General features: G+C 41.1%; 10 protein-coding genes. 8 read left to right on the top strand and 2 right to left on the bottom strand.

The window, feature by feature from the left end:
• The first annotated feature begins 87 nt into the window (after positions 1–87).
• The 4 genes from LO761_RS12585 to LO761_RS06330 all read left to right on the top strand — a co-directional run bounded on the left by LO761_RS12585 (position 88) and on the right by LO761_RS06330 (position 6,097).
• Positions 88–3,039, top strand: a complete 2,952-nt coding sequence (locus tag LO761_RS12585) for a cobyric acid synthase (RefSeq protein WP_407951547.1) — start codon at positions 88–90, stop codon at positions 3,037–3,039.
• Complete coding sequence (locus LO761_RS06340) at positions 3,032–4,021, top strand: aminotransferase class I/II-fold pyridoxal phosphate-dependent enzyme (protein ID WP_272817441.1); 990 nt, start codon at positions 3,032–3,034, stop codon at positions 4,019–4,021. The genes LO761_RS12585 and LO761_RS06340 overlap by 8 nt, the downstream gene beginning before the upstream one ends.
• Positions 4,018–5,004, top strand: coding sequence for an adenosylcobinamide-phosphate synthase CbiB (cbiB, locus tag LO761_RS06335; RefSeq protein WP_272817440.1), 987 nt, complete (start codon positions 4,018–4,020; stop codon positions 5,002–5,004). The genes LO761_RS06340 and cbiB overlap by 4 nt, the downstream gene beginning before the upstream one ends.
• A gap of 340 nt (positions 5,005–5,344) precedes the next feature.
• Positions 5,345–6,097: an MBL fold metallo-hydrolase gene (locus LO761_RS06330; RefSeq protein ID WP_272817439.1), complete on the top strand. Its 753-nt coding sequence runs from the start codon at positions 5,345–5,347 to the stop codon at positions 6,095–6,097.
• 19 nt (positions 6,098–6,116) lie between these two features.
• Here the strand turns inward: LO761_RS06330 and LO761_RS06325 are convergent, their stop codons facing one another.
• A complete protein-coding gene (locus LO761_RS06325; protein ID WP_272817438.1) occupies positions 6,117–7,001 on the bottom strand; it encodes a helix-turn-helix domain-containing protein in 885 nt (294 codons plus the stop codon).
• A 224-nt stretch (positions 7,002–7,225) separates the two neighbouring features.
• Between LO761_RS06325 and LO761_RS06320 the strand changes: the two genes are divergently transcribed.
• Positions 7,226–8,674, top strand: a complete 1,449-nt coding sequence (locus tag LO761_RS06320) for a tryptophanase (protein ID WP_272817437.1) — start codon at positions 7,226–7,228, stop codon at positions 8,672–8,674.
• 69 nt (positions 8,675–8,743) lie between these two features.
• On the opposite strand, the gene LO761_RS06315 is transcribed toward LO761_RS06320, so the two are convergent.
• Positions 8,744–9,442 carry a DUF554 domain-containing protein gene (locus tag LO761_RS06315; RefSeq protein WP_272817436.1) on the bottom strand — a complete coding sequence of 233 codons (699 nt, stop codon included), beginning with the start codon at positions 9,440–9,442 and terminating at the stop codon, positions 8,744–8,746.
• Positions 9,443–9,524: 82 nt separating this feature from the next.
• Between LO761_RS06315 and LO761_RS06310 the strand changes: the two genes are divergently transcribed.
• The 3 genes from LO761_RS06310 (at position 9,525) to LO761_RS06300 (ending at position 12,582) form a co-directional block, all read left to right on the top strand.
• Positions 9,525–10,907: a C1 family peptidase gene (locus tag LO761_RS06310; RefSeq protein ID WP_272817435.1), complete on the top strand. Its 1,383-nt coding sequence runs from the start codon at positions 9,525–9,527 to the stop codon at positions 10,905–10,907.
• A 383-nt stretch (positions 10,908–11,290) separates the two neighbouring features.
• Positions 11,291–11,986: a hemerythrin domain-containing protein gene (locus LO761_RS06305; protein WP_272817460.1), complete on the top strand. Its 696-nt coding sequence runs from the start codon at positions 11,291–11,293 to the stop codon at positions 11,984–11,986.
• Positions 11,983–12,582, top strand: coding sequence for a response regulator transcription factor (locus tag LO761_RS06300; protein ID WP_272817434.1), 600 nt, complete (start codon positions 11,983–11,985; stop codon positions 12,580–12,582). The genes LO761_RS06305 and LO761_RS06300 overlap by 4 nt, the downstream gene beginning before the upstream one ends.
• Positions 12,583–12,724: the final 142 nt, after the last annotated feature.

Raw genomic sequence — 12,724 nt, 5'->3', positions numbered from 1 at the left:
ATATCTCAAAAATTTGGTCTAAAGGTAATGATTTTATTTTTATTTCTGATAATGTTTTGAGGTAAATCTGGGAAAAATCGTTTTTATATGATATTTTCGCTATTAGAAGACATGTTAATACATCATCTGTCATTTGCTTCTCTTTGTGATTTGCACTATCTTTGCCGACAAATAGAAGTTATTATGGAATGTATTCCTCAATTTCTTATTGCCGCCCCTACGTCAGGTTCAGGAAAGACTACTATTGCTCGTGGGTTGATGGGATTATTCGTTCGTCATGGTATGAATGTCCAGCCTTTTAAGTGTGGTCCTGATTACATTGATACTAAGTTTCATAAAGCGGTTTGTGTTCGTCCATCGTTGAATCTCGACTCATTTATGGCTTCGTCCGAGCATCTTCATGATATTTATAATTATTATTCTATGGATGCCGATGTTTGTGTGGTAGAGGGAATGATGGGGTTGTTCGATGGTTATAATCGCTCTAAGGGTTCCAGCGCAGAAGTGGCAATGACGTTGGATTTGCCGGTAGTGATGGTGGTCGACGCAAAATCGGTTGCTTACTCTCTGGCTCCCTTGCTTTCGGGATTTAAGAATTTTAATAAGGATGTCCGGATTGTCGGAGTTATATTTAATAAGGTAGGATCTTCACATCACTTTGATATGTTAAAGCAAGTTTGTGAAGATTTGCAGTTGACTTGTTTTGGTTATCTCCCGAAGAATGCAGAGTTAGAACAATCATCACGCTATTTGGGATTGGATTTTAGTAAGGCAGACCAATCTGTTGATTTGTTGATTGACCAATTGGAGCACTTTGTTGACTGGAAGAAACTGTTGCGGATGACAACTCGAGAAGTTCCTTGTTCCATTGGAGATTATAAAAAACCATGTGAGATATTTAAATGGCCTTTTGGTGATGGAGGCAAGATTCATCGCGTCTTGATTGCCAGAAATGACGAGTCTTTTTCGTTCATTTATGAAGAACATTTGGCCATATTATTTCATCTGGGTTGTGATATAAATTTTTTCAATCCTGAAGATGATGAAAGTATTCCTTTCGACATTGATTTGCTCTATTTGCCCGGTGGTTATCCTGAGAAGCATTTAAAGGCTTTACAGAAAGCGAAGCGTACTCGTGAGTCTATTCGCCGGTATGCAGAGAATGGTGGGCGTATTCTTGCAGAATGTGGTGGAATGATGTATCTCTGTGAGTCGATTGTTTCCGATGACGGTAAATTCGATATGGTGGGAGCATTGCCTTATACTGTCACAGCTCGTAAAGAGAACAGGAAACTTTCGTTGGGTTATCGCATGCTGCATTATAATAATCACGCTTTCCGTGGACATGAGTTTCATTATACACAGTTTCTGGGAGAAGTACCGACATCAAATATTCAAGTATATAACGCTATGGGGAAGAAGGTCTCTACTCCTTTCTTCAAGGAGAATAATATTTTAGCCGGTTATACACATTTGTATTGGGGTAGTGATGGTATCACTGTTAAGGATGTTAGTTGTAAAAGATCTAAAATAGGACAGAAATATAAACTCCATCCTGTTATGTTTGCCGGAACGGGCAGTGATGTAGGTAAGAGTATCATAGCTGCTGCCTTTTGTCGAATCTTTAAGCAGGACGGTTATTATCCCGCTCCGTTCAAGGCTCAGAATATGGCGCTTAATTCGTTTGCTACACCGGATGGATTGGAAATAGGGAGGGCTCAGGCTGTTCAGGCCGAGGCCGCAGGAATCCCTTGCAGTACCGATATGAACCCTGTATTGTTGAAACCTAATTCCGATCATACTTCGCAAGTGGTACTGAATGGTAGGCCTTTGGGTAACTGTGGTGCATACGATTATTTCCGTAAGAATGGACGTGAGGCTTTGAGGAAGGAAGTTCATGCAGCTTTCGATCGACTCAATTTAAAGTATAATCCCATCGTTATGGAAGGAGCAGGGAGTATCTCTGAGATTAATCTTCGTGATTCCGATTTGGTGAATCTGCCTATGGCATTATATGCCGGAGCAGATGTTATTCTGGTTGGTGATATCGATCGTGGAGGGGTATTTGGCAGTGTGTATGGATCCATTGCATTACTCAGTCCGACAGAGCGGAATCATATTAAGGGTATTATCATCAATAAATTTCGGGGAGACCTTCGTCTGTTTAAGTCGGGGGCTAAAATGCTTGAAGACCTTTGTCATATTCCGGTACTGGGAGTTATACCTTATTATAATGATATTTATATCGAAGAAGAAGATAGTGTTGACTTGGCTTCCAAATCCATGCAATCCGAACGTGGTAAGGTAAATGTGGCTGTCGTTCTGTTACGACATCTCAGCAACTTTACCGATTTTAATGTATTAGAGCGTGATCCACGTGTACATCTGTTCTATACCAATAATGTTGACGATATATTGAAAGCGGATATCATCATTCTTCCGGGCAGTAAAAGTACCATTGCCGATTTGTATGAGCTGCGTCGTAACGGAGTGGCTCAGGCTGTTGTTCGTGCTCATCGCGAAGGCGCTTCGGTGATGGGCATCTGTGGCGGGTTCCAACTGATGGGGCAGGAGGTGCTTGATCCGGAACATGTGGAAGGAGATATAGAACGGTTGCCCGGTTTGGGACTGCTTCCTACTACTACTCGTATGGAGGGTGATAAGGTGACACGTCAGGTGAAGTTCCGTTCTGTCTGCTCTGAAACACAGGAGTATAATTTAGAAGGTTATGAGATTCACATGGGGCGTACTACTCCTTTTGGTGATGTCAGATTTTCTCCACTGAATAAGTTTGATGATGGTCATACCGATGGCTGGTTCATTGATAATAAGTGCATGGGAACTTATATTCACGGTATTCTCGATAATCCGGAGTTTATCGACTTTCTACTTAGTCCGTTTGCTGATAAAATGAAAGAGGCAGGAAAGCCATTCGATTATCATACATTCAAGGAAGAACAATATGATAAGCTGGCCGATCATGTCAGGAGTCATGTAAATATGAAATTAATTTATAAAATACTTCGAGGACATGTTTAACGGACATGGTGATGATTTATACAAGTATCAAGGGAAAGTGAAGTATAACTTCAGCTCGAATATCTTCAGTCATGCTGATCTCTCCGGACTGAAACAGTATCTCTGTAAACAAATGGATGTGATAGCGAACTATCCCGAACCTGAATCATACGCCTTAGAGCAGATGATTGCTGAAAATATAGGTGTAGATCAGGGTAATGTGTTGATTACTAATGGAGCTACTGAGGCTATCTATCTTATAGCTCATTACTTTGCTCGATATCATCATTCGTTTGCAAATCCTACATTCAGCGAGTACGAGGAAGCGGTTCGTACATTACCTTATTCTTCCCACGACGCAGGGAATGTGTATTGGATGTGTAACCCGAATAACCCAACCGGTGAGGTGAGAGAGGTTGAGGAATTGACGACCTTTATCCGTTCCGGAGAAGATACCTATTTTATCGTTGATCAGTCGTATAGCCATTATACTAAGCAGAGAGTACTTAATCCGAGGCAAATGGTGAAGATGAAGAACTGTATTCTGCTTTACTCTATGACTAAGCGTTATTGCATCCCGGGGCTGCGTCTGGGATATATTGTTGCCGATAAGCTGATGATTGATGCTTTTCGTGCTATGCATCCGGCTTGGTCGGTGAATGCCTTGGCTATTGAAGCCGGAAAATATCTGCTGGAACATGACATCCCTAATTTCCCTGATTTGGATGAATATCTCTCTGAGACACGGCGTCTGCGTACAGAAATCAATAAGATAGATGGGGCAGAGGCTCTCGATACGGAAACGAATTTCTTCCTGATAAAGTTGAAAAAGGGTCATTCAAAGGACTTGAAAGAGTATTTAGTAAACCATTTTGGCGTACTGATACGCGATGCGTCCAACTTTGTTGGTCTGAATTCTCATTATATTCGTGTAGCAACCCAGTTACCCGAGGAAAATGACGTACTTGTTGATGGAATCAAATCATACATGAGCCAGCTATGATACCTACCTTACTATATATTGTTATTCCGTTTTTCATTGCTTGGATGCTCGACTTGTTGTTGGGCGATCCTGCCTGTATGCCACATCCGGTAGTGTATTTTGGCAAACTTATCTCTTATGGGGAGTGTAGATTTAATAAAGGTTCTCACCGAAAGCGGAAAGGAGCACTGGTGGCAGTTGCGCTTGTGTTGTTCGTTTATCTGGCTACAAGACTCTTTTTTCATTTCTGTGGCATAGCTATAGAAAATCATGGCTATCTCTCTGTGAGTTATTTCGTTTATCTGTTTTTTTCCATCTATTTTATTTTCAGTTGTCTGGCGGGAACAACTTTGATTCGTGAAGTGCGTGAAGTGTTCTTTGCTCTCGACCGTTCGTTGGATGCCGGTCGTACTCAGGTGGCTCGTATTGTTGGTCGTGATACTTCTCAATTATCAGCGCAGGAAGTGCGTGCGGCAGCTCTGGAAACCTTATCCGAAAATCTGAGTGATGGAGTCATTGCTCCAATGTTTTGGTATCTGTTATTAGGTGTTCCGGGCATGATGGCATATAAAATGGTGAATACGCTTGACTCCATGATAGGTTATCATACCGAACGTTATATTGATTTTGGTTGTGTAGCCGCCCGTATGGATGATGTGGTCAATTATATTCCTGCTCGTATCACGGCATTTCTTATGGTATTGGGAAACGGTATTATCTATCCGAGTAATGCTCATATCGTTCAACATCTTAAGTTTGTGATGAAGTACGGATGGAAGCATGCCAGTCCTAACAGTGGTTATCCCGAATCTGCTTTGGCAGGCATTTTGAATTGTCGTTTCGGCGGACCTCATTATTACTTCGGAGAGTACTTTTCAAAGCCTTACATCGGAGAGCATGAACGGGAGCTGACAACGGACGATATGCGTATAGCGGTTCGTGTGAACCGAATCTCAGAGGTGTTGATGGTTATTATTGTGCTGATTCGATACATGGGAATGTGAAAAGAGAATAGCATGAGTTTCCGTGTTCATCAAAAGTATTTATAAAATGATACGTATGAGTTGCAAAAGTGACGCGCATGAGTTGCTCGGTTCATGCGTATCATTTGCTCAACTCATCCGTATGAGTTGCCCGATTCATCTGTATGATATTTCCTTCATCTCTTTATGACACTGTTAATGAACTAAACAAAAAGGGAAAAACACCATTTAAACATCCTATAAGGACGTATTTCTACCTTCGTACGTTTCTGCGTGACCTCTCTGTTATTTTATCAAAATCACTTTAAAAAACTTCATTATGTATTTTAATAGTGAAGATATTTTTTTATTTTTGTGAAGAATGAAAAACAGAAAAGTTATGTTCAAGGGAATTATTTTAACTATGGCATTGGTAGGAGTTACTTCGGTCTGTATGGCTCAGGAGTATGATGTGGAGTCGTTTACAACGAACAGTGGTAAGACGGTGGATATTACTTTAATAAAGCATGGTACACTGGCTTTGAACTATGATGGAATGGAGATTCATGTGGACCCTGTGGCTGATTATGGAAAGAAAACGGACTATACGAAATTTCCCAAGGCGGATGTAATTCTTATTACACATGAGCATCGCGACCACTTTGATTCGAATACCATTCACACACTCATGAAGGAGGGGACGGTACTTTACCTTACTCAGCGTTGTTTTGATGAGTTGAAAGAGGGAGAAGTGTTGAAAAATGGGGATAGACGGAAGATTAATGACGTTATTATGCTGGATGTGGTTCCTGCCTATAATACTACGCCCGACCATTTGCAGTTCCATCCGAAAGGGGTAGGTAATGGGTACGTACTGACCATTGATGGAGTACGTATTTACATAGCAGGCGATACAGAAGATATTCCGGAAATGAGCCATCTGAAGAATATTGATGTGGCATTCCTACCGATGAATCAACCGTATACCATGACTGTCGATCAAGCTGTTCATGCAGCTGAAATGTTTAGTCCGAAAGTGCTATATCCTTATCATTTTGGTCAAACAGACGTGAATCCTATTCAAACCCGATTGGAAAACAGTGGGACTGAAGTCCGTATTCGTGCAATGCAATAATATCTAAGATACAAGTCGGCTAATGGTGTTTCCTGAATTCCTGTGGTGATTGTCCTGTCTTGTTGCGGAACATACGGGCGAAGTGTGTGGAGTAGGCAAATCCAAGCTCTTCTGCTATTTCTCCCACAGTCATGGTGGTGTCAGCCAATAGATGACATGCTGCCGTAATAATTTTTTGTTGGATATACTCTTGTGCAGTGATATGAAGCTCGTGTTTGACTAAATTACCAAAGTAGTTGGGTGAAAGATTGAAATGATCTGCACACCAAGCTACGGTAGGCTGTCCCAATTGAGCGGATGAACCGCTGGAAAGATAGTTGTCGATCAGCGTATCAAGTTGTCCTTTAATGTTTTTCGTATGCTCTTTTTGTTTTTCAAACTGACGTTCAAAGAATCGTTTGCAGTATGAGAGGAGAACGCCTATGCCCAGTCGGAGCATGTGGTCGGATAGGTAATCGCGATTAGTGAGTAGTTCAGCCTGAATATTCACAAAACCGTTGATAATGATACCTCGTTCTGATGGTGAAAGAGCCAGAGCATCGTTCACATCATGATTGAAGAAGTCAAACATATAAAAGTCACGCCCCAGCCCCGTACGCTCTAACAATTCCTTTTTAAACGCTAACATCCAACCTTGCGGTTTCACGGTGTAATTTAGATTCATGGATATAACCTGCCCCGGACGGATCCAGAATATGGTTCCGGCATTATAACGAATAGCTGTCCATGCTTTTACCAACTCTCCAAAGTCAACATCCATAAGTACGACACAATACATATCAAAACGAATCGAATCATAGAGTGACAATTCTGCACGCGACAATTCTCCTACTGCCACCATTTGGTGTGCGGTAGCCTGATGAAAGTAGGCATTAAATTGATCTATGGTTGAAACAACCTTCATATATTTTGTTTTGGTAATCTTGTTTTGATTTCAAAGATAGCTGAATTTGTATAATATTTCGGTAATAATGGTCTTTAAAATCGGTCTGTATATTATAATTCATTGAAATTGGTCTAAGTATCCGTAAATATGTTACGAGAAAAGAGTAAGGAAACATCTAATTTCGTTGCTGTTTATGAAATTTAAGGTTAAAAACAATCTGTTGAATTATAAAATAAAGAATTATGGCTGTTAAATTTTATCGTCCCGAGAATCAGGTACCACTGGAGATGCACAAAGTGCGTGTAATACAGAAACTCAGTTTGCTTCCTGTGGAAGAACGTTTGCGTTGTGCTCAGGCAGCAGGAAACAATACTTTCTTGCTTCATAACAAGGATATATATATGGATATGCTGACCGATTCGGGCGTCAATGCCATGTCCGACTTGCAGACTGCCGCTATGATGCGTGCCGATGACGCGTATGCCGGTTCCGAGTCGTTTTATCGTTTCACTAAGGCGGTAAAGGATGTATTCGGATGTGAGTACGTACTTCCGGCTCATCAGGGACGTGCGTGTGAGAATATCTTGAGCGAGGCTTTTGTAAAATCGGGGATGTATGCGCTGATGAATTTCCATTTCACAACAACCAAAGCTCACATCACTCGTTTGGGTGGATCGGTTATTGAATTGGTTAAGCCGGAAGGTATTGAACCACAGAATAATATTCCGTTTAAGGGCAACTTTGATTTGGAGAAATTGAAAGCAACTATTGAGGAGAAAGGTGCCGATAAAGTTGCCTTTGTTCGTATTGAGGCAGGAACCAATCTGATTGGAGGTCAGCCGGTCAGCTTGGAGAATATGTTGGCTGTTGCCGATGTATGTCATCAGTATCATGTGCCTTCTGTGCTCGACGCGTCTTTGCTTCAAGACAATGTTTACTTTATGAAGAAGCGGGAGGCTCAATGTAAGTATATGGAGACACGTGAAATCTATCATCTGTTGGCCGACAAGATGGATATTATTTACTTCTCAGGTCGTAAAATGGGCTTTGCGCGTGGTGGAGCTATTATCACACATAATAAGCAATTACATGAGAAAATGATGGAATATGTACCTCTTTACGAAGGATTTCTTACCTATGGCGGTATGGATGTTCGTTCTATTGAGGCAATGGCTCAAGGGCTTTACGAATCGCTCGATATGGAATACCTCAGTCAGGGACCGGAGTTTATAGAGTATCTGGTTAAGGAACTGGTTGATTACGGTGTGCCTGTCATTACTCCTTCAGGAGGTTTGGGAGCGCATCTGAACGCACAGGCTTTTGTTCCTGATATGCCACATAATCAGTATCCTGCTGCTGCCGTAGCTGTAGCGATGTACATTGCCGGAGGTATTCGTGGTATGGAGCGAGGAACTCTTTCTGAGCAGCGTGAACCGGATGGAACAGAACGTTATGCAGAATTGGAATTATTGCGCTTAGGTGTTCCGAGACGAGTATTTACATTAAGTCAGATTAAGTATTGTGCCGACCGGGTTAAATGGTTGTGGGATAACAGAGAGTTGATAGGTGGTCTGAAATGGGTAATGGAACCGCCTGTGCTCCGTTTCTTCTATGGGCGTTTGAAAGAGATTGGTCATTGGCAAGAAGAGTTGGTTACCAAGTTCAGAAAAGATTTTGAAGAGAGTCTGTGATTGTTAGATAAAAAAAGAGGGTCCGTCGTTCTATGCAAGTAGAATGGCGGATTTTTATTTCATATACTTTTAAATCAATGAGTACAGATACTTTACGAAGAACCAGAGAACAGGAATCAGTAACCCCGGAAGCATGTTCAGTGTCTTGCAATCTTTCAGTTTCAGTAAGGCGAATCCGGAGCCGGCGATGAGCAATCCGCCTACGATGAGAAGCTCTGCCATGAGTTCGTCACTTACGGCATTACTCGATATCTTGGCAACAAGATAGAATAGTCCCTGCCAACAGAAGAGGACAGGAGCGGCAAGAATCACTCCGAATCCGTAGGTGGAAGCAAAGACCATGGAGCTGACAAGATCGAGTGTGGCATTGGTAAAGAGGAATGTATTATCGCCTTTCAATGCACTGATAACCGGCCCCAGCATGGATAGCGGTCCAATACAGTAGAGCAGGATGGCAAGGGAAAGTCCCGAAGCTAAATCGTTGCTGTCCGCACGCTTGGAGTGACTGCTTATGAGCCGGTTGAAACGCCCGTCAATATCGAGTGCCGTACCGATAACGCCTCCTAAAGCGATAGAGACAATGAACAGTACGGGATATTGACTCTTAGGGAAATTACTAATGACTGCATTGAAGCCGATGCCAAGACTGGCTAACCCCAAACCGGTATAAAGTACATCTTTATATCTCTCTTTTATGCCTCGGTGAAGTACGCTTCCTGCTATGCTGCCTATAATGATAGTACAGGTGTTAACTATCGTTCCAATCATATCGGTATGTATTTTAAACGCAAATGTAATGCTTTTATAGAAAAAAGTTGTACATTTGTCTCAGAATAAAATAATGATAGATATGAAAAAACACATCTTCTTTGTATGCATGCTGCTGGCTGCTATGACAACCGTTGCACAGAACAATGGCGGTATATCTGTGAATATGATGAACCAAATAAAGCAGAGTTATCAGTCGACACCTGAGACGAGAGCGATTCGTAATGCGTTGGGAAACAACAGTATTGATCAGTTGGCGGTAAATCAGGCCAATCAAGCTAATTTTGATACTCATTTCTCGGATAAGGTACTTTCAAAGGGAATTACCAATCAGCAAAGTTCAGGACGTTGCTGGTTGTTTACCGGATTAAATGTGCTTCGTGCACAAATGATAAATGAGTATCATTTGGACAAGATGGAGTTCTCGCAGAACTACGTATTCTTCTACGATCAGCTGGAGAAGGCAAATCTCTTCCTTCAGGGTATTATTGATACGGCCGACAAACCTATGTCAGATAAGACGGTCGACTGGTTGTTTCAGCATCCGTTGAGTGATGGAGGGCAGTTTACTGGTGTTTCCGATTTGATAGAAAAATACGGTATAGTTCCCAAAGACGTCATGCCGGAAACATATAACAGCGATAATACCGGTAAGATGCGTAGCCTTATCAGCCTGAAACTGAAGGAAGACGCGTTGCGATTGCGTGAAGCAATAGCAAAGAAGACGACCGATAAAGCGGATATTCAGAAACAGAAAACCGAGATGTTAGGAACTGTTTATCGTATGCTCTGTATCATGTTAGGACAGCCGGTAGAGAAGTTTACTTGGAGTCTGAATAAAGGGCCTGCTAAGGAATATACTCCACAGTCGTTTTATAAGGAATACTTGGGTAACGATTTGAAGAACGATTATATCATGCTGATGAATGACCCGAGCCGTGAGTATTATAAATGTTATGAAATAGAATACGACCGTCATGTTTACGATGGTGACAACTGGAGATATGTCAACCTTCCTATCGAGGATATTAAAGAGGTTGCTATTGCTTCAATCAAGGATAGTACTATGATGTATTTCTCTTGCGATGTAGGTAAGTATTTGGATCGCAAAAGAGGATTGCTGGATGTGAAGAACTTTGATTATGACGATTTGATGGGGACAACTTTCAATATGAATAAGAAAGAGCGTATTCAGACTTATGCCAGCATGAGCAGTCATGCCATGACTTTAATGGCTGTCGATTTGGATGCCAATGGAACCCCTAAGAAATGGATGGTTGAAAACAGCTGGGGAGCTGATTACGGCCATAACGGACACCTTATTATGACCGATGAATGGTTCAACGAGTATATGTTCCGTTTGGTGGCGGAGAAAAAATATGTATCTCAGAAGATTCGGGATATACTGAAACAGCAACCGATTATGCTTCCTGCGTGGGACCCTATGTTCTTAGGGGATGAATAAATAAAGTGCTCTGTGTGGATACTCAAAGTGATACGCATGAGTTTCCTTTTTCATCAGAAGTTTTTGTGAAATGATACGTATGAGTTGATCGAATGATGCGTATGAGTTGAGTGACTCGTCCGTATGAGTTGGTTGGTTCATACGTATCACTTTTTTTATTCTCCCGATGATCGATTCAAGGCATCTGATAAAAAGATGAAATCACTGTTTAAAATATACTTTCTTCCTATAAAAGCATGCGTTTTTCAAGAATTATTTGTAATATTGCATTTACCGGTCAATGCTTTAGAAAAAGAGTTTATGCTAAATACCTATAAAAGGTGATTGCGTATTTCTTTATCAACAGATAATTTTGTAAAGGAGAAACTATGTTAGAAAAAATGATATACAATAGAGGCAAGTACAAACCTACCGACAAAATGAGTGATTTGATTTGTGGCAACTACAACTCATTACAAGTGCTCAGTCGTTTTGAATTGCCATTAGGTTTTGGAGACCAAACGGTTCAGGAAGTGTGTGATTCCTTTCATGTGGACTGGAATACTTTTCTTGCGGTAGTCAACTTTATCTCAGAGGAGAATAGCAGAGTTGCTGATGATTTTGAGGGACTTTCAGTCGTGTCATTAATGAATTATCTGAAGCAAGCTCATCATTATTTTTTGGAATTTCAGCTTCCCAGCATCAGATGTAAGTTGAATGAAGCTATTCAGCCGGCTGCAGGCGATAAAGTAGCTGTACTGATAATGAAGTATTTTGATTCGTATACCGAGGAAGTTCGTAAGCACATGGACTATGAAGATAAGCATGTGTTCAGATATGTAGAAAAGCTGCTTGCTGGAGAGCGTTCTGATGGATTTCATATTACTCAATATGCACGTCGGCACGATCAGGTGGAACAGAAACTTAAAGAGTTGAAGAACATTATCATCAAGTATTATCCTGCCAATGTTAACAATAACTTGTTGAATTCGGTACTTTTTGACATCTTCTGTTGTGAGGATGATTTGATTTCGCATTGTGAAATAGAAGATTATTTATTTGTTCCTATAGTCCGTCGATTAGAGGAGGGGGAAAAATGAATAAGTCGGGAAGTATTAATGTAGCTGTGGCTGAGCTTTCTCCAATAGTAAGAACGGGTGTGATAGCTGTGTTGAAACGAATGCCTAAGATGCAGATTGCTCCTGTGGAAATTACTTCATTGAACGGATTGGAGAGCCTGATGGAAGGACATCAGCCCGATGTGCTTATTGTTGATCCTTTGTTTGAGAGAATATTTGATGTAGAGCAGTTCAGAGAACAGTACCCGCAGATGGACATGAAAATTGTTTCCTTGCAGTGTACGGTGGCCAGTACGTCGATGATGAAAGGCTATGATGCCAATATCGGACTCTTTGATTCTTTGGATGATATTCAGGAAACACTGGAGAAAATGTTGAGCTTGAACAATGGAGATTCTGATCAAGAGACACTTACTCAACGAGAGAAAGAAGTTATTTGTTGCATTGTTCGAGGAATGACGAATAAGGAGATAGCAGACAAGTTGTTCCTTTCTATACATACTGTTATCACTCACCGAAGGAATATAGCGAGGAAATTACAAATACATTCGGCAGCCGGTCTCACAATCTATGCGATTGTGAATAAATTGGTTGATGTGAGTGAAGTGAAATTGTAAGGCATACCTATAAAAGGGGATGCCTTTTTTGTAGATAAAATACCAAGAAGTTGGTATTGCGCAGGGAACGGGAAGCCATTATCTTTGCAAGTGTAAGTTAGTCATATAGATATTTACGTAAACCACAAAAGTTAGTTATTAG

The sequence above is a fragment of the Phocaeicola oris genome, from assembly GCF_021295095.1.
Classification (GTDB): Bacteria; Bacteroidota; Bacteroidia; order Bacteroidales; family Bacteroidaceae; genus Phocaeicola; species Phocaeicola oris.
This window is presented reverse-complemented; position numbering and strand designations above follow the sequence as displayed.